The sequence below is a fragment of the Kitasatospora papulosa genome (assembly GCF_000717245.1).
GTDB classification, from domain to species: Bacteria; Actinomycetota; Actinomycetes; order Streptomycetales; family Streptomycetaceae; genus Streptomyces; species Streptomyces papulosus.
In genome coordinates, this window is the sequence record NZ_JNYQ01000003.1 from 266,646 (window position 1) to 284,962 (window position 18,317).

At 72.8% G+C, this 18,317-nt stretch carries 13 protein-coding genes; 12 read left to right on the forward strand and 1 reads right to left on the reverse strand.

The window, feature by feature from the left end; genetic code table 11:
- Positions 1-83 precede the first annotated feature (83 nt).
- The 4 genes from mutA to rho all read left to right on the forward strand — a co-directional run bounded on the left by mutA (position 84) and on the right by rho (position 6,637).
- The gene (gene mutA, locus IA22_RS0109705) at positions 84-1,940 is read left to right on the forward strand and encodes a methylmalonyl-CoA mutase small subunit (RefSeq protein ID WP_030123328.1); all 1,857 of its coding nucleotides are present in this window, start codon (positions 84-86) and stop codon (positions 1,938-1,940) included.
- Positions 1,940-4,174 (forward strand): methylmalonyl-CoA mutase, encoded by a 2,235-nt coding sequence (gene scpA, locus IA22_RS0109710; protein WP_030123329.1) that lies wholly within the window; start codon positions 1,940-1,942, stop codon positions 4,172-4,174. The genes mutA and scpA overlap by 1 nt, the downstream gene beginning before the upstream one ends.
- 11 nt (positions 4,175-4,185) lie before the next feature.
- Entirely contained in the window at positions 4,186-5,181 is a 996-nt protein-coding gene (meaB, locus tag IA22_RS0109715) for a methylmalonyl Co-A mutase-associated GTPase MeaB (RefSeq protein WP_014157963.1), read from the forward strand.
- Between the two features lie 316 nt (positions 5,182-5,497).
- Positions 5,498-6,637 (forward strand): transcription termination factor Rho, encoded by a 1,140-nt coding sequence (rho, locus tag IA22_RS0109720; protein WP_030123330.1) that lies wholly within the window; start codon positions 5,498-5,500, stop codon positions 6,635-6,637.
- A gap of 59 nt (positions 6,638-6,696) precedes the next feature.
- Here rho and pgm read toward each other — a convergent pair whose 3' ends face one another.
- Positions 6,697-8,343, reverse strand: coding sequence for a phosphoglucomutase (alpha-D-glucose-1,6-bisphosphate-dependent) (pgm, locus tag IA22_RS0109725; RefSeq protein WP_030123331.1), 1,647 nt, complete (start codon positions 8,341-8,343; stop codon positions 6,697-6,699).
- A gap of 587 nt (positions 8,344-8,930) precedes the next feature.
- Here pgm and IA22_RS0109730 point away from each other — a divergent pair.
- From IA22_RS0109730 to IA22_RS0109765, 8 genes are read left to right on the forward strand one after another with little or no spacing between them, the layout of a single operon-like run.
- Positions 8,931-10,106, forward strand: a complete 1,176-nt coding sequence (locus IA22_RS0109730) for a glycosyltransferase family 4 protein (RefSeq protein WP_030123332.1) — start codon at positions 8,931-8,933, stop codon at positions 10,104-10,106.
- Positions 10,103-11,581: a sugar transferase gene (locus IA22_RS0109735; protein WP_030123333.1), complete on the forward strand. Its 1,479-nt coding sequence runs from the start codon at positions 10,103-10,105 to the stop codon at positions 11,579-11,581. Before IA22_RS0109730 ends, IA22_RS0109735 begins: the two co-directional genes overlap by 4 nt.
- Before the next feature lie 3 nt (positions 11,582-11,584).
- On the forward strand, positions 11,585-12,940 hold the full coding sequence (locus IA22_RS0109740) for an O-antigen ligase family protein (RefSeq protein ID WP_030123334.1): 1,356 nt from the start codon (positions 11,585-11,587) through the stop codon (positions 12,938-12,940).
- A complete protein-coding gene (locus tag IA22_RS0109745; protein WP_030123335.1) occupies positions 12,937-14,553 on the forward strand; it encodes a lipid II flippase MurJ in 1,617 nt (538 codons plus the stop codon). The genes IA22_RS0109740 and IA22_RS0109745 overlap by 4 nt, the downstream gene beginning before the upstream one ends.
- Positions 14,543-15,313, forward strand: a complete 771-nt coding sequence (locus tag IA22_RS0109750; protein WP_030123336.1) for a polysaccharide deacetylase family protein — start codon at positions 14,543-14,545, stop codon at positions 15,311-15,313. The genes IA22_RS0109745 and IA22_RS0109750 overlap by 11 nt, the downstream gene beginning before the upstream one ends.
- A complete protein-coding gene (locus IA22_RS0109755) occupies positions 15,310-16,461 on the forward strand; it encodes a glycosyltransferase (protein ID WP_030123337.1) in 1,152 nt (383 codons plus the stop codon). Before IA22_RS0109750 ends, IA22_RS0109755 begins: the two co-directional genes overlap by 4 nt.
- On the forward strand, positions 16,458-17,126 hold the full coding sequence (locus tag IA22_RS0109760) for a YveK family protein (RefSeq protein WP_030123339.1): 669 nt from the start codon (positions 16,458-16,460) through the stop codon (positions 17,124-17,126). The genes IA22_RS0109755 and IA22_RS0109760 overlap by 4 nt, the downstream gene beginning before the upstream one ends.
- A complete protein-coding gene (locus tag IA22_RS0109765; RefSeq protein WP_030123341.1) occupies positions 17,123-18,289 on the forward strand; it encodes a GNAT family N-acetyltransferase in 1,167 nt (388 codons plus the stop codon). The genes IA22_RS0109760 and IA22_RS0109765 overlap by 4 nt, the downstream gene beginning before the upstream one ends.
- The last annotated feature ends 28 nt before the right edge of the window (positions 18,290-18,317 follow it).

Genomic DNA, 18,317 nt, shown 5'->3' on the forward strand with positions numbered 1-18,317 from the left:
GGGAGATCCCGCACATTTCGGAGAGTGCAAGGTCACAGCCAGTTGCCCTGCTGCGCTCCAGAGTGCTGACCTAGCATCTGAGCATGACGGTCCTGCCTGCTGACGGGTTTTCTCCGGCCGCCGAGTTCACCGACCCTTCCCACGATCAGTGGCAGAGCCTCGTCGAAGGCGTGCTGCGCAGGTCGGGCAAGGACGTCGCGGGCGCGGCAGCAGAGGAAGCACTGTCCACCTCGATCGAGGACGGACTCACGGTCCGCCCTCTGTACACCTCCGCCGACGCGTCACCGGACCCCGGTCTTCCCGGCTTCGCCCCCTTCACCCGGGGCAGCAGGGCCACGGGGAACACCACGGACGGCTGGGACGTGCGCCAGCGTCACGAACTGGCCGATCCCGTACGCCTGAACGAGGCCCTGCTCGGCGACCTGGAGAACGGTGTCACGTCGCTCTGGCTGGCTGTCGGCGGGCCCGGTGGTGTTCCGGTCCAGGGCCTCGCCCGGGCGTTGGAGGGTGTCCACCTCGACCTGGCTCCCCTGGTGCTCGACGCGGGGGCCGATCCCGACCCCGCCGTACGGGAGTTGCTGGGTCTGTACGAGGCCCGGGGACTCTCGAAGGAGGCCGCGCGCGGCAGCCTCGGGGTGGATCCGCTCGGTCAGGCTGCCCGTACGGGTGCGGAGCCGGAGCTCGGCACCGCCGTCGACTGGGCGCTCCTGTGCTCCCGCCTGTACCCGGGGCTGCGCGCCCTGGCCGTGGACGCGCTGCCCTACCACGACGCGGGCGGCTCGGCGTCCGAGGAGCTGGCGCTCTCGCTGGCGACGGGCGTCGCCTACCTCCGGGAGCTCACGGCGGCCGGGCTCTCCGTCGAGGAGGCCTGCGCACAGCTGGAGTTCCGGTACGCGGCGACGGCCGACCAGTTCCTGACCATCGCCAAGCTGCGTGCGGCCCGGCGGCTGTGGGCCCGGGTAGCGGAGGTCTGCGGGGCTCCGGACGCCGGTGCGCAGCGCCAGCACGCCGTGACGTCGTCGGTGATGATGACGCGCCGTGACCCCTGGGTGAACATGCTGCGGACGACCCTGGCCTGTCTGGGCGCCGGCGTCGGCGGGGCCGAGTCGGTCACCGTGCTGCCGTTCGACCACGCGCTCGGGCTTCCGGACGCGTTCGCCCGGCGGATCGCCCGCAACACCTCGACGATCCTGATGGAGGAGTCCCACCTGGCCCGGGTGACGGACCCGGCGGGCGGGTCCTGGTACGTCGAGCGGCTGACCGACGAACTCGCCTCGTCCGCCTGGGCGTTCTTCCAGGAGATCGAGCGGGCCGGCGGTCAGGCCGGCGCGCTGCGGTCGGGCATGGTCCAGGAGCGGCTCGCGGCCACCTGGGCGGCCCGGAGCAAGGACCTGGCGCGCCGTAAGGAACCGGTCACCGGGGTCAGCGAGTTCCCGGCACTCGACGAGCGGCCGGTCGAGCGCGAGACCGCACCGGCGGGGCCGGCCCGCGGCGGGCTGCCCACGGTCCGGCGCGACGAAGCCTTCGAGACGCTTCGGGCCAGGTCGGACGCGCATCTCGCGGCCACGGGCAGCCGCCCGAAGGTGTTCCTCGCCGCTCTCGGTCCCGCCTCGGTGCACACGGCCCGTGCCTCCTTCGCGGCGAATCTCTTCCTGTCCGGCGGCATCGAGCCCGTCCACGAGCCGGCTTCCGTGGACGCGTCGACCGCCGCCGCGGCCTTCGCCGCCAGCGGCGCGGGCATCGCCTGCCTGTGCTCGACCGAGGCCCTGTACGCCGAACAGGCCGACGACGTCGCCGCGGCCCTGCGGGCGGCCGGCGCCGAGCAGGTCTTCCTGGCCGGTCGCCCCGCCGAGTACGCGGGCGCCGACGTCCACGTCTTCGCCGGATGCGACGTGGTCGCCGTTCTCTCCTCCGAACTCGACCGCATGGGAGTGGCGTGATGCAGACCCCTGAGACGACCGGGACCGACGTGCCCGTGGTGCCGGACTTCTCCGACGTGCCCCTGGCGGGAGACGCTCCCGCCGAGGTGTCCGAGGAGCGGTGGCGCACCGCGGTCAAGGAGTCGGCCGGCCGGTCCGAGGACGAGCTGCTCTGGGAGACCCCGGAGGGCATCGAGGTCAAGCCGCTCTACACCGGCAGGGATCTGGAAGGGCTCGACTCCCTCGGTACGTACCCGGGCATCGCGCCGTATCTGCGCGGGCCGTACCCGACGATGTACGTGAACCAGCCCTGGACGATCCGTCAGTACGCCGGGTTCTCCACAGCCGAGGAGTCCAACGCCTTCTACCGGCGGAACCTCGCGGCCGGGCAGAAGGGGCTGTCGATCGCGTTCGACCTGCCCACCCACCGCGGCTACGACAGCGACCACCCCCGGGTGACGGGTGACGTCGGCATGGCGGGTGTGGCGATCGACTCGATCTACGACATGCGCCAGCTCTTCGACGGCATCCCGCTGGACCGGATGTCGGTGTCGATGACGATGAACGGCGCGGTGCTTCCCGTGCTCGCCCTCTACATCGTCGCCGCGGAGGAGCAGGGGGTCGCACCCGAGAAGCTGGCCGGGACCATCCAGAACGACATCCTCAAGGAGTTCATGGTCCGCAACACCTACATCTATCCGCCCGCCCCCTCGATGCGGATCATCTCCGACATCTTCGCGTTCACCTCGCAGAAGATGCCCCGCTACAACTCCATCTCCATCTCGGGTTACCACATCCAGGAAGCCGGGGCCACGGCCGACCTGGAGCTCGCCTACACCCTTGCCGACGGGGTGGAGTACCTGCGGGCCGGGCAGGCCGCGGGCCTCGACGTGGACGCGTTCGCCCCGCGCCTCTCCTTCTTCTGGGCGATCGGCATGAACTTCTTCATGGAGATCGCGAAGCTGCGGGCCGCGCGCCTGCTGTGGGCGAAGATGGTCCGGGAGTTCGGCCCGAAGAACGCCAAGTCGCTCTCCCTGCGCACCCATTCGCAGACGTCCGGGTGGTCCTTGACGGCGCAGGACGTGTTCAACAACGTGACGCGCACCTGCGTCGAGGCGATGGCGGCGACCCAGGGGCACACCCAGTCGCTGCACACCAACGCGCTCGACGAGGCGCTCGCCCTCCCGACGGACTTCTCGGCCCGGATCGCCCGCAACACCCAGCTGCTGCTCCAGCAGGAGTCCGGCACCTGCCGGGTCATCGACCCCTGGGGAGGCAGTGCGTACGTCGAGAGGCTGACGCACGACCTGGCGAGGCGGGCCTGGCAGCACATCGAGGAGGTCGAGGCGGCCGGCGGGATGGCCAAGGCCATCGACGCGGGCATCCCGAAGCTCCGGATCGAGGAGGCGGCGGCCCGGACGCAGGCGCGGATCGACGCCGGGCGCCAGCCCGTCATCGGGGTGAACAAGTACCGGGTGGAGACCGACGAGGAGATCGACGTGCTCAAGGTCGACAACACCTCCGTGCGCGCCCAGCAGATCGAGAAGCTGCGCCGGCTGCGTGAGGAGCGCGACGAATCGGCCTGCCAGGACGCGCTGGCCGCCCTGACCGCCGCGGCGGAGCGGGACCCCGGGCCGGGTCTCGAGGGCAACCTCCTGGCGCTGGCGGTCGACGCCGCCCGGGCGATGGCGACGGTGGGGGAGATCTCGGACGCGCTGGAGAAGGTGTACGGCAGGCACGCGGGCCAGATCCGTACGATCTCCGGGGTGTACCGCAAAGAGGCAGGAGAGTCCCCGTCCGTGGACCGCACACGCGCTCTGGTCGACGACTTCGAGGAGGCGGAGGGGCGGCGTCCGCGCATCCTCGTCGCCAAGATGGGCCAGGACGGGCACGACCGCGGTCAGAAGGTCATCGCGACGGCCTTCGCGGACCTGGGTTTCGACGTCGACGTCGGCCCGCTGTTCCAGACGCCGGGTGAGGTAGCCCGGCAGGCGGTCGAGGCGGACGTGCACATCGTGGGCGTCTCGTCGCTGGCCGCCGGTCACCTCACGCTGGTGCCGGCACTGCGTGAGGAACTGGCCGCGGAGGGCCGGGAGGACATCATGATCGTGGTGGGAGGGGTGATCCCGCCGGCGGACGTCGACGCGCTGCACGAGGCGGGTGCCGCCGCGGTGTTCCCGCCCGGCACGGTGATCCCGGACGCCGCCCACGACCTGGTCACGCGGCTCGGTGCCGCGCTCGGCCACGAGCTGTGAGCCGCTGACGGATGGCGCGACACACCGAGATCGACATCGGCGCCTACACCGAGGGCGTGCTCGGCGGGAAGCGGGCGTTCGTGGCCCGCGCGATCACTCTCGTCGAGTCGACCCGTCCCGACCACCGGGTGCAGGCGCAGCGGTTGCTGAGTGAGCTGCTGCCCCATTCCGGGCGGGCGCGGCGCATCGGGATCAGCGGGGTTCCTGGGGTGGGCAAGTCCACCTTCATCGACGCCCTCGGCACCCTGCTCACGGGGCTCGGGCACCGGGTCGCGGTGCTTGCCGTGGACCCGTCGTCCAGCCGTACGGGCGGTTCGATCCTGGGCGACAAGACCCGGATGGAGCGGCTGGCCGTGGACACGAGGGCGTTCGTACGCCCCTCCCCCACCGCGGGGACGCTCGGCGGGGTGGCCAAGGCGACCCGCGAGTCCGTCGTGGTGATGGAGGCGGCCGGCTACGACGTGGTGCTGGTGGAGACCGTGGGCGTGGGGCAGTCGGAGACGGCGGTCGCCAACATGGTCGACACCTTCCTGCTGCTCACCCTGGCCCGTACGGGCGACCAGCTGCAGGGCATCAAGAAGGGTGTCCTGGAGCTGGCCGACGCCATCGCGGTCAACAAGGCCGACGGCCCGCACGAACGCGACGCCCGCGCGGCGGCGCGTGAACTGGCGGGAGCGCTACGGCTGATGCACCCGGTGGACGCGGCCTGGACTCCCCCGGTGCTGACGTGCAGCGCCAGGGAGTCGACCGGGCTGGACGCCCTGTGGGAACGGCTGGAACAGCACCGTACGCTCCTCGAGTCCACCGGGCGGCTGGCGGCCAAGCGCCGCGAGCAGCAGGTGGACTGGACCTGGGCGATGGTCCGCGACGAGCTGCTGGACGGCCTGCGCAGCCATCCGGCGGTACGCACCCTGACCCCGGAGCTCGAACAACAGGTACGCGCAGGCGAGTTGACGGCCACGCTGGCCGCCGAGCAGATCCTGAGGGCATTTCGCGGCGAACGCTGAGGACAGACCGGGCGGGGGCCGTACGCCGTCCCCGCCCGGTCCCGGCGGAACGGGGCGCACCGCACGCGGTGACGCGCCCCGCCTCTTCCCGTTCGCCACATCGCGTGGTACGGTGCGAGCAGCACACGTGAACGCCCGGTTCGGGCGCCGGTGCTTCCCCTTCGCTGTTACGCCCGTCCTCGACGACCGGCGATCAGCTTCTCGCATCACCTTTTCCGTCCGGTCCGGGCTTCTCGTGCCCGTCGTACGAGGCGTGATCACACCGCCTCGCCTTCGCCGGACCCCTCACGCGCCATGTCCGCGAAAGGACCACACCATGACCAGCACACTCGAACGTCCCGTCACCTCCCAGGATCAGCCCGTCCGTACCCTCGGTGTCCTCGACACCGGGGCCGGCGGACACGGCGTGCTGCACGCCGACGGGGCCCGTCCCTCCTCACGCGACGTCCAGGTGCCGCCCGCGCTGATCCGGCGGTACGGCCTGCGCAGGGGCGACCTCGTCGAAGGGACCTGTGAGCGCCCTCGCGCCCTGTCCGGGGTGGACACCGTCAACGGCCGCCCCGCTCACACGCTCCGGGGCCGGCCGCATTTCCGCGATCTGACGCCCCTGCACCCCAGGGAGCGACTGCGCCTGGAGCGCCCGGAGGGCGGCCCGGCCCCGCGGATCATCGACCTCCTGGCACCGGTGGGCAAGGGCCAGCGCGGCCTGATCGTCGCGCCGCCGAAGACCGGGAAGACCGTCCTGCTGCAGCAGATCGCCGCGTCGGTCGCAGAGAACCACCCCGAGTGCCATCTGATGGTGGTGCTCCTGGACGAACGCCCGGAGGAGGGCACGGACATGCGCCGTTCGGTGCGGGGAGAGGTCTACTCCTCGACGTTCGACCGGCCAGCAAAGGAGCACGTCGCGCTCGCGGACCTCGCGGTGGAACGTGCCAAGCGCCTGGTCGAGCAGGGCCGGGACGTGGTCGTCCTGCTGGACTCCCTGACCCGGCTGTGCCGCGTTCACAACAACAGCGCCGGCGCCGGCGGACGGACGCTGAGCGGCGGCGTCGACGCGGCGGCGCTCATGGGGCCCAAGAAGCTGTTCGGGGCGGCACGGCTCGCCGAGGAGGGCGGATCGCTCACCATCCTGGCGACCGTGCTCGTGGAGACCGGTTCCCGCGCCGACGACTACTTCTTCGAGGAACTGAAGAGCACCGGCAACATGGAGCTCCGTCTCGACCGGGCACTGGCCGACCGGCGGGTCTTCCCCGCGGTCGACGTCACGCCGTCCGGCACCCGCCGCGAGGAACTCCTGCTGCCCCCGGCCGACCTGGCCGCCGTGCGCGGCCTACGGCGTGCCCTGCGCACGAGGGACGCCCAGGCCACGCTGGAGGCGTTGCTGGACAGGATCCGCAGGACTCCCGACAACGCCGCCTTCCTCCAGCAGGTCAGGCACACCGTGCCCGACGCCTGAGCGGCCTGGGGCCTGCCCGCCTCCCGTGTCCGGCGGTGCCGGACACGGGAGGGGGATGCTCAGCCCGCGGCGCCGAGTGCGTCGGAGACCAGGGCGCGTGCCTCGTCCTGGACCTCTGCCAGGTGCTCGGCCCCCTGGAAGCTCTCCGCGTACACCTTGTAGACGTCCTCCGTGCCCGAGGGGCGCGCGGCGAACCACGCGCTGTCGGTGCACACCTTGAGTCCTCCGAGGGCCGCGCCGTTGCCGGGCGCCTCCGTGAGCACGGCCGTGATCGGTTCGCCGGCCAGCGTGCCGGCCCTGACCTGTTCAGGGGAGAGCCGGGCCAGTACCGCCTTCTCCTCACGGGTCGCCGGGGCGTCGACCCGGGCGTAGGCCGGATCCCCGAACCTGGCGGTGAGTTCACCGTAGTGCTGCGAGGGGGTGGAGCCGGTGACGGCGGTGATCTCCGAGGCGAGCAGCGCGAGCAGGATTCCGTCCTTGTCGGTGGTCCACACCCGGCCGTCGCGGCGCAGGAAGGACGCCCCCGCGGACTCCTCGCCGCCGAACCCCAGTGTTCCGTCGTAGAGACCGTCGACGAACCACTTGAAGCCGACCGGGACCTCGACCAACCGCCGTCCCAGATCGGCGGCGACGCGGTCGATCATGGAGGAGGAGACCAGGGTCTTGCCGATGCCCGCGGCGGCGGGCCATCCCTCACGGTGCGCGTAGAGGTACCGGATCGCGACGGCGAGGTAGTGGTTGGGGTTCATCAGTCCGCCGTCCGGCGTGACGATGCCGTGCCGGTCGGCGTCGGCGTCGTTACCGGTGGCGACGGTGTAGGCGTCGCGGCGCTCGATCAAGGAGGCCATGGCGTACGGCGAGGAGCAGTCCATGCGGATCCTGCCGTCCCAGTCCAGCGTCATGAAACGCCAGGTGGGGTCGGCGAGCGGGTTGACCACGGTGAGGTCGAGCCGGTGGCGCTCGGCGATGCGCCCCCAGTAGGCGACCGAGGCGCCGCCGAGCGGGTCGGCACCGATCCGGATCCCCGCATCGCGTACGGCGTCCAGGTCGAGGACCGCGGGGAGGTCGTCGACGTAACCGGTCAGGAAGTCGTGCCGTCCGGTGGTCTCCGCGGCGAGCGCCCGGGCGTAGGGGATCCTCCGGACCTCCTTCAGCCCTCCCTCGATCAGGGCGTTGGCCCGGTCCTGGATCCAGGAGGTGGCGTCCGAACCGGCCGGACCGCCGTGCGGCGGGTTGTACTTGAAACCGCCGTCGGCGGGCGGGTTGTGCGAGGGCGTGACCACGATGCCGTCGGCGAGGCCGCCCGTGCGGTCACGGTTGTACGTCAGGATCGCGTGCGAGACGGCCGGGGTGGGGGTGTAGCCGTCGTCGCTGTCGATGAGGACGGTGGCGCCGTTGGCGGCCAGCACCTCCACGGCCGTGATCCGGGCGGGCTCGGACAGTGCGTGGGTGTCGGCGCCGAGGAACAGCGGGCCGTCGGTGCCCTGGCGCTCCCGGTAGTCACAGATCGCCTGGGTGGTGGCGGCGATGTGGTCCTCGTTGAAGGCTGCCGCGAGCGCCGATCCACGGTGCCCAGAGGTTCCGAAGGCCACGCGCTGGCCGGGCTCGGCCGGGTCGGGTCGGACCGTGTAGTACGCCGTCACCAGCCGTGCCACATCCACCAGGTCTCCGGGCTGCGCCGGCTGACCGGCCCGTTCGTGAACCATCGTTTCTCCTCTGTACTCATCGGCCGTTCGCGGACCGCCACGGGGCGGACGATCATCACGAGTCGTACCCGATACTGCCCCTTCGGCCCCCCGCGCGGGTACACCGCCCGGTCGGCGCCGGTCCGGTGCGCTGCGGACACCACGGCCGCGCCGGCGTGTTCGGCGGATTCGTGCGGAACACGTACGCACGCAGAGGGGCCGGGAAATACCGCCCGGACGACCGGAACAGCCCCGGCCTGACATTCGGCCGCGCAACTCGCCGGTGAATGCGGCGCATTTACCGTTCGCCGGATACGCGGCCCCGGGAATGCACAGAGACATACAGTCCGGCCATCATGCGCCACAGCTGCGGGCAAGGGGAGACATTGCCGACTGACACGCCGCACGATTCAGGGAACCTCTGGTCGGCGGCCTGTGGGGCGTCAATCCATGTGGACACGAGCACGAATCTGCGTGTTTTCCCACCCACGGTCTGCAACAGTGCGTTTCGGTTTACCGTTCTACTCATTTGATCTCCGCCGCCAAATTCCTTGCCGCCGGTGTTCACCCGAACCGGCTCTTCGGGGGCATATGAAAGAGAGCCATGTGTGCTGCAGAAGAGTTGCACCGACAGAAGTCGGCTGACAGTCCTTCATCTGGTCCAGCCGGTGGAGGGCGGCGTCGCACGGGTCGTGACCGACCTGGTCACGGCGCAGGTACGGGCAGGGCTCCGTCCCGTCGTCGCCTGCCCTCCGGACGGGACGCTGGCCGCCGGGGCGTCCACCGCCGGAGCCCGGGTGTGCGCGTGGCCCGCTGAGCGGGCCCCGGGTCCGGGGCTGGGACGGGAGGTGGCCGGCGCGCTCGGGCTGATCCGCGCGTGCGCTCCCGACCTGATCCACGCGCACAGCGCCAAGGCGGGACTCGCCGGACGTCTGGCCGTACGCGGCCGGGTTCCGACCGTCTTCCAGCCGCACGCCTGGTCGTTCGAGGCCCTGGAGGGCAGGGCGGCCCGACTGGCCGTGGCATGGGAGCGGTTCGGCGCCCGGTGGAGCGACCGCATCCTCTGTGTCAGCGAGTCCGAGCGCGGGGCCGGACAGCGCGCCGGCATCACGGCACGCTGGTCGGTGATCCACAACGGCATCGATCTCGGCCGCTTCCACCCCGGCGGTGAGGACGCGCGGACGGCTGCCCGGGCCGCCCTCCCCCTCCTCGACGGCGTTCCGGCAGACGTGCCGCTCGCCGTGTGCGTGGGACGCCTGAGCAGGCAGAAGGGCCAGGACGTACTGCTCCGGGCCTGGCGGACAACAGCGGCGACCGGTGCGCGGCTGGTTCTGGTGGGTGACGGACCGTACGGGGACGAACTGCGGCGCGCCGCACCCGCCGACGTGCTGTTCGCGGGTGCCACCGCGGATGTGCGGCCCTGGATCCACGCGGCTGACCTCCTGGTCCTCCCCTCCCGCTGGGAGGGGATGGCGCTGGCTCCCCTCGAGGCCATGGCCTGCGGCGTCCCCGTCCTGCTGACCGACGTCGCCGGGGCCAGGGAGAGCCTGCCGCCCGGGCACCTGCCCCACTGTCTCGTCCCGCCCGACGACCCACCGGCCCTCGCGACGGCGCTGACCGCGCTGCTGGGCGACCCGGCGCTCCGGTCGGAGCTGGGCCGCACGGCGCAGCACCGCACACGGTCGGTCTTCGACGTGTCGAGGACCGCCGGCGCGGTCCTGAATCTCTACGAGGAACTTGTCGGCCAGTCCCACTCCACGACGAGGAAGCGCACCGAGCGATGACGACGGAGAGTGCACCTGTCCCCCGGGCCGCCCAGGCGACCGCCGTACGGCGTGCGGCGACCGCGGTCCGGCCGCCCCGCAGCGGCGGGGAGGACGCCACGGCCCCACGGTCCGCCGTACGCGCGCCCCGGCGGCGCGCCCCGGCGGCGCTGATGGCCGCCGACGTCCTCGCGCTCGGCGTGGCGGTGGCCGTGGTCGCGCCGGGGCTGTGGCCGCCGGCCGTCGTCCTCGTACAGGCCGCCGTCCAGCTGCTTCTGCACGCGTACCGGGGTCTCTACCGGCCGGAGCTCTCACCGTCCGTCCTGGCCGATCTGCCCGCGCTGGCGTGGCTGGCCGTCGTGCAGTGGTACGTCGTGGCCGAGGCGGTGACGCTCGACGACCCGCGCGATGCCGTGGGTTGGACGGTCCTGGGCTGTGCGGCCGTCATCCAGACCCTGGTGGGCTGCAGTGCCCGCGCGGTCGTCCACAGGGTCCGGCTGTGGTCGGCCGCCCGCAGTCCTCGCTCGGCCCTGGTGGTCGGCGAGGGTCCGGTCGGCGACCGCGTCATCGCCGTGCTGCAGGAACACCGGCGGTACGGGATGCGGCCGGTCGGCAGGGTGGCCGGCTCCGGCACGGGAGCGGAGGAGACGCCGGGACGGGTGGCGCTGCCCGTCCTCTCGTCGGTGCAGGACGCGGGCCGGGCGGTCGTCCAGAACTCCGTCCGGCATGCCGTGTTCACGGTCGCGCCGGAGACGGCGCCGGACGGGGCGGAACTCCTCTCCCTGTTCAGACGGCACGGCTGCCAGGTGTGGCTGATCACCGATCAGGGCGCGGTCGCGCAGGTCCGGCCGACGGGCAGACCGGACCATGTCTGGGGTTTCGCGGCGCAGTCGCTGTCCGCCGGATCCCGACGGCCTTTGGCGCACCGGGTGAAGCGGGCCATGGACGCGGTGCTGGCCGGACTCGCCCTGGTCGTGGCGTCGCCGGTGCTGGCCGTCTGCGCGCTCGCCGTCCGCGTGTCCGACGGCCCCGGTGTCATCTTCCGCCAGGAGCGGATCGGTGAACACGGGCGGCCGTTCGTCCTGCTCAAGTTCCGCACCCTGCGGCCCGCCGACGCCCACGAGTCGGCCACCCGGTGGAACGTGTCGGAGGACCGGCGTATGAGCCGGGTCGGCAGGTTGCTGCGCAGGACGTCGCTCGACGAGCTGCCACAGCTGTGGAACGTCGTACGGGGCGACATGAGCCTGGTCGGTCCACGGCCCGAACGCCCGTATTTCGTGCAGCAGTTCAGCCGCATTCACCCCGGCTACCGGGCCCGCCACCGGATGCCCGTCGGGATCACGGGGCTGGCGCAGGTGAACGGCCTGCGCGGCGACACCTCCATCGAGGACCGCGCCCGCTTCGACAACAGGTACATCGACACGTGGTCGCTGTGGCAGGACCTGTGCGTGCTGGCGCGCACGGCCGGCTCGGTGTTCCGGCTCGGAGGCAGCTGACCCGTGGCACTCACCGTGAGCGCGGCGCCTGCCGTACCCGCCGTCGAGGAGGAGGAGCGCCCTCCCGGGTGGGCCCACCGGTGGCAGGTACTGCCGCTGATCGCGACGGTCCTGCTCGTGGCCCTGCCGGGCGACGGCGCCGGGACCGTGTACGGCGTACCGGCGGCGGATCTGCTCTCGGGCGTGGCCGTCCTCGTCTGCGCGGGCCTTCTGCTCCACCTGCGGCGCCGTCCCCTCACCCCGGCAGCGGCGGTGGTGCTGGGCCTGCCGGCCGTGGGCCTCGCCCTGGCCACGGTCACCGCCGCGGACCCGGTGGCGGCGCTGCCCGGCTTCGTCCGGTACCTGCAGATCTTCGTGCTGGTGCCGGCCGCCGTCCTTCTGCTGGTCAGGGACGCCCAGGGGTTCCGTGCCGTCGCGGGCGCGCTCGTCCTGCTGGCGCTCGTCCAGGGTGCCACGGGTGTCCACCAGTACGTCACCGGCTCCGGCGCCTCCTACATGGGCGAGGACGTCCGCGCGGTCGGTACGTTCGGCCCCGGTGACGTGATGGGGATGGCCACGGTGGTCGGCTACGGCCTGGTCGCGGCCACGGCGTACGCGCTCCGCCCGGCCGCCGGCACCCCTCGCCGGTTGCGGCTGTGGGCTCCCGTGACCGCCGCATTGCTGGTGGTCCCGCTCGCGCTGTCCTTCAGCCGGGGGGCGTGGATCGCGACGGCGGCCGGGGCCCTCGCCGTGATCGCGCTGACCGGCCTGCGACAGGCCGTCCGTGCCCTGGCCGTGCTGGGCGCCGCCGGAGTCGTCCTGGTCGGTGGTCTCGGCGTCGGGTCCGAGATGATCTCGCAGCGGCTGACCAGCATCACCGAGGTGACCAGCGCCCCGGACCGGTCGGTCAACGACCGCTACACCATGTGGGCCGCCGCGGCAGGCATGTGGCGCGAGCACCCCGCCACGGGCGTCGGACTCAAGGGCTTCCCGGCGCACCGGGACGGGCACGCCTCGATCGGGCTCTCCGCCGGGAGTGACACGGCGGGGGCCGGCCAGGAGTTCCGCAGGCAGCCCCTGCTCTCCCCCCACAACATGTACCTGCTGGTGCTCAGCGAGCAGGGACTCATCGGCTTCACCGCGCTGGTGGGCTCGTGGGCGGCTCTCCTGGCCGGCGGGGTGCGCAGGCTGGTCCTCGCCCGGGCCACGGGGGCCGCGGCCGTCGACTGCGGTCTCGCGGCTGTCGGGCTGATGACCTGGCAGACCGTCGACTTCCTGTACGCGGACATCGGCGGTCCCTCCACCGTCCTGACCGGCGTCGTGCTCGGCCTCGCCGCGTGGTGGGCGCTCGGCGGCACGGAGAGGACGGCCGACGCGTGAGCGGGACGGCCACGGATCCGGATCCGGGGACGACGGCGGACAAGCTGTCCACGCCCGGTGCGCGGACGCGGCCGGGGCGTCTCCTCGCGCGGGCGGCGGGCGGCGCGGCGGGACTGACCGTGGTCGCCGCCCTGCTGGGGCTCGTCCGGGACCAGGCGATCGCCCGGCTCTTCGGCGCCAGTCATGCCAGTGACGCCTTCCTGATCGCGTGGACGGTCCCGGAGATGGCCGCCACTCTGCTGATCGAGGACGGCATGGCGCTGCTGCTCGTCCCGGCGTTCAGCCTGGCGCTGACCCGCCGGGCCGAAGGCGGCCATGTGCAGGACCCGGTCCGTACCCTCGTGGCCGACACCCTCCCCCGGCTGTCCGCCGCGCTCGCGTGCGCGGGCGGGCTGTTGGTCTGGGGCGCACCCTGGGCCGTCGGCGTCCTGGCGCCGGGACTGGACGACCCCCGGCTCGCCGTGGACTGCACACGTCTGACGGCCGTCACGGTGCTGACCTTCGGGATCACGGGGTACTTCAGCGCGGCGCTGCGGGCGCACGGCAGGTTCCTGGCGCCGGCCGGTGTGTACATCGCCTACAACATCGGCATCATCGGTATGACCCTGGCCCTGCACTCCGTGTGGGGGGTACGCGCCGCCGCCGCGGGTGTCGCCGTCGGGAGCCTGCTGATGGTGCTGCCCCTGCTTCCCACGTTCGTACGGCTGATGCCCGGCCGGAGCGGGAGGCGGACGGTGCGGGGAGGGGGGTCGGCCCTTCTCGGCGCGACGGTCCTGGCCCCGGTGGTCCTGTTCGTGGTGAGCCGTCAGTCGCAGGTCTTCGTGGAGCGGTTCCTCGCCTCGTCCCTGCCGGACGGTGCCATCTCCCATCTCAACTACGCCCAGAAGGTCGCGCAGCTGCCGATGGTGCTGTCCATGATGATCTGCACGGTGACCTTCCCGGTCGTCGCGCGGGCCCTGGCGGCCGGGGACCGGGAGGGAGCCAGGCGGCGGGTCGAACGCGATCTCGCCCTGGCCGGCACCGTGGTGCTGCTGGGCACGGCGGCGGTGCTCGGCTGTGCGCCCCGGATCGTCGAAGTCCTCTTCCAACGCGGTGCCTTCGATGCCGCGGACACCGCCGCCACGGCGGGTGTCATGCGGGTCTACGCGCTCGGTCTGCTCGGCCACACGCTGGTCGGCGCCCTGTGCCGTCCGTACTTCTCGGCGGGCCGGCCCACCTGGTATCCGCTCGGCGCGATGGGCGCCGGTCTCCTGGTCACCACGGCCGCCGGTCTGCTCCTGACCGGTCCGTACGGTGTCGAAGGCATCGCGGCCGCCAACGCCGTCGGGATCACCACCGCCGCCCTGCTGATGCTGCTGGGACTGGGCACGCGAGCGGTCGCCGTGCGCCCCGGGACGGTCGCGCTCTCCCTGGCCCGCCCGGTGGCGGCCGCGGCGGTCGCGGCGGCGGCGGGCCGGCTGGCCACGGACCTGGTGCCCGGTCCGGTCACGGGGCTGGCCGCCGGCTGTCTCGTCGTACCCCTGACGTTCCTGCTCACCGGCCTCGTGCTCCGGGCTCCCGAAGCCGTCCATCTGCTGGCTCTCATCCGACAGAGGTTCCCCCATGGCCGCTGACACCTCGCCACCCCGTGCCCGTACGCTCCCGGTCAGGTCCCGGCCGTGGATCCTGACCTACCACTCGGTGAGCGATCCCACGGACGACCCGTACGGCATCACCGTCTCCGCCGACCGCCTCGACGAGCAGTTGACCTGGCTGCGCCGCAGGGGGCTGACCGGTGTGGGAACCGCGGCACTGCTGCGCGCCCGAGCCGCCGGGAAGCGCGGGCTGGTCGGGCTCACGTTCGACGACGGGTACGCGGACTTCCTCGACGAGGCGCTCCCGGTGCTGCTCGCCCACGGCTGCACCGCGACGGTGTTCGTCCTGCCGGGACGGCCCGGCGGCTCCAACGACTGGGACCCTCTCGGTCCGCGCAGGCCGCTCCTGACCGAGGAGGGCGTCCGTACCGTCGCCGCCGCGGGTATGGAGATCGGCTCGCACGGGCTGCTGCACCGGGATCTGACGGAGCTGTCGGACGACGAGCTCCGGCGGGAGACCCACGGCAGCCGGGAGGAACTGCGCCGCGTCACCGGCCGGGCGCCTTCCGGTTTCTGCTATCCGTACGGAATCGCCGACCGGCGGGTGGCCGAGTCCGTGCGTGAGGCCGGATACGCCTACGGGTGCGCCCTGGTACCCGGCGCCCTCACGGGGCCGCTCGCCCTGCCCCGCACGCATGTCAGCCATGCCGACCGGGGCGCCCGGCTGCGGGCCAAGGAGGTACGGCACCGGCTGCGGTACCGCTCGGCCGGGAACGCGCACCGGGGTGAGGCCGGATGAAGGTGCTGCACGTCATCACCGGGCTGGGCGCCGGCGGGGCGGAACAGCAGTTGCGGCTGCTGCTCCGGCACCTTCCGGTGCGCTGCGACGTCGTGACGCTGACCAACCCGGGGACGGTCGCGGACGGGCTGCGGGCCGACGGCGTACACGTCCGGAACCTGGGGATGAGGGGCAACCGGGACCTCGGCGCGGTGCCCCGGCTGGCGCGGCTCATCCGGCGCGGCTCCTACGACCTCGTGCACACGCACCTGTACCGCGCCTGTGTCTATGGCCGGGTCGCGGCACGCCTGGCCGGCACCACCGTCGTGGCGACGGAGCACTCGCTGGGGCGCGCGGAGATCGAAGGACGGCCGCTGACCCGGGGCACCCGTGAGCTCTATCTGCGCACCGAGCGGCTGGGGTCGGCGACGGTCGCGGTCTCCGACACCGTCGCGCGCAGGCTGCGGGACTGGGGTGTGCCGGCCGCCCGGATCCACACCGTGCCCAACGGCGTCGATGCCGCGGCCTTCGGTTTCGACAGCGGTCTGCGGCGGTGCACACGGGCCCTGCTCGGGCTCCCGGACGCGGCCTACGTGGTGGGGGGCGTGGGCCGGCTGGTTCCCGGCAAGCGCTTCGACGTGCTGATCCGTGCCGTCGCGGCGGTCCCGGACGCCTGGCTCGTCCTGGCCGGCGACGGCCCGGAAGCCGCGCCGCTGCGGGCTCTCGCCTCCCGGCTCGGGGTGACCGGACGGGTCAGGTTCCTCGGCGAGTGCGGCGGGGCGGGCAGCGCTCCCGGCGTCCCTGCGGTGCTCGGCGCGGTCGACCTGTTCGTCTCGGCGTCCCGCGAGGAGTCCTTCGGACTCGCCGTGGTCGAGGCCCTGGCCGCCGGGCTGCCCGTGGTGCACGCGGCCTGCCCCGCCGTCGAGGACCTGCCGGCGGGCCGCGTGCCGGGTACCACCCGCATCGGATCGGCCTCCGGCACGACCGGTGCCACGGCGGAGCTGGCGGCCGCCCTGCGGCACCACGTGGAGGGCGGCGCGCGCAGGCTGCCGCCGCCCTCCGCCGTGGACCACTACGACATCCGGCTGAGCAGCCGGCGCCTCATGGACGTCTACGCACAGGCCGTCGACACCGTCACCGTTCCCCCGACCGAGAGAGCACATCCATGACCGACTCGCCCGAGCAGCAGCCGACCGTCGCCGGACGGCTGCGCGCGCTCCGCCCCGCTTTCGCCCGTACCGGCCGGTGGCCCCTGCCGGCCTGCGTCCTGCTCGGAGCCGCCTGCGGATTCTCCTACGGTGTGCTCGCCCAGCCCGAGTACGCCGCCACCAGCTACGCCATGGTCACCGCGGGCAAGGACATCAACCCGGCCGCCGCCCTGGGTTACGCGCAGTCCTACGGCCGGCTGGCCACCAGTGACGCCACGCTCGCCTACGCCAAGGGCGCCGCGGGCGAGCCCGTGCGCGAACTGCGCACCCACGTGCGGTCCGAGACCTCCCCGGACTCGCCGATGATCGCCGTGACCGGGACGTCGGCCGACCGGGACCGCGCGGCGGACATCGCCAACGCGGTGACCGAGGCCGTGGTCGTCAGCAGCGGGCACGTCGCGAAGGACACGGGGGTGAAGCTGATCAAGTTCTCGCACGCCGTGCCCCCGGTCGATCCGGTCTCCCCCTCCACGCCGCTCGGTACGGCGGTCGGCGCCAGCGCGGGCGGACTGGTGGGCGGACTGGTCCTGCTGGTCCGCCCCCGCCAGGGGCGACGCGTGGTCACGGCGCAGGTGCCCGGACCCGCCCAGGGCGGCGCGGCCGGTGAAAGGGAGCTCGTGCGATGAACGACGACCGTCGTGGACGACTGACCGTCACCCTCTGCCGCGATCTCGCGGACTTCGCGGACCTGGCCGCCGAGTGGGACGCGCTGCACCGCCGCTGCCCCACCGCCACGCCCTTCCAGAGCCACGCGTGGCTCCATTCGTGGTGGCTCTCCTACGGAGTGCCCGGCCGGCTCAGGGTCGTACTGGCGCGCCGGGACGGTCGCCTGATCGGGGCGGCCCCCCTGATGCTCGTCCACCGTCCGATGCCTCTGCTGGTGCCGATGGGCGGTGCGATCTCCGACTTCTTCGACATCCTGGTGGACGGCGAGGACACCAGGGACGCGGTCACCGCGCTGGAGCGGGGGCTCCACCGGGCCGCGTCGCACACCGTGGTGGACCTGCGGGAGGTCCGTCCCGACGCCTCGGCGCACCTGCTGTTCGAGGCATGGCCGGGCGCGCGGAGCAGCCGCACCGACTCGACGTGCATGGAACTGCCCGCGGAGCCGATCGACGCCCTCATCGCGAGGATGACCGGTTCCCGGGCCCAGCGGGCACGCGCCAAGCTGCGCAGGATCGACACGTTGGGGATCGAGTGCCGCCCGGCGCCGGTCCACCGGGTGTCGGGCGCGATCGGCAACCTGCTCGCGCTGCACGAACTCCAGTGGCTGGGCAGAGGTGTCAATCCTGAGCACCTGCGGCCCCGCTTCTGCGCGCACCTGGTGCGCTCCGCCCGCCGGATGGTGCGCGACGGAGAGGCCTCGGTCAGGGAGTTCGTGCTCGACGGGGAGGTGGTGGCAGCCGATCTGTCCTACCGCTCGGCACGGCTGACCGGAGGCTACCTCTACGGTGTCCACCCCCGGCTCAGGGAGAGGAAGGTCGACGTCTCCACGATGCTGCTGCGCGAGATCGCGCGGGAGGCCTGCGACCTGGACCACGGTGTGCTGAGTCTGCTGCGCGGCTCGGAGCAGTACAAGAACCACTGGGGTCCCGTCCCGGTCGTCAACCGGCGCCTGCTGCTGGCCCGTTCGGGCCTGGAGCCGCTGCTGCGGCTGCGCGAGACGCAGCTGACCGTACGGGACCGGGCAGCCGGGGCGGTGAAGTCCCGGGTTCCCGCCGCGCGGGACTGGCGCGGCCGGCTGAGCGAACTTCCGGCGGCCGGAATGGCGTTCATCGGACGGACTTGAGCCGAGATGATGACTTTTCATCCGATCC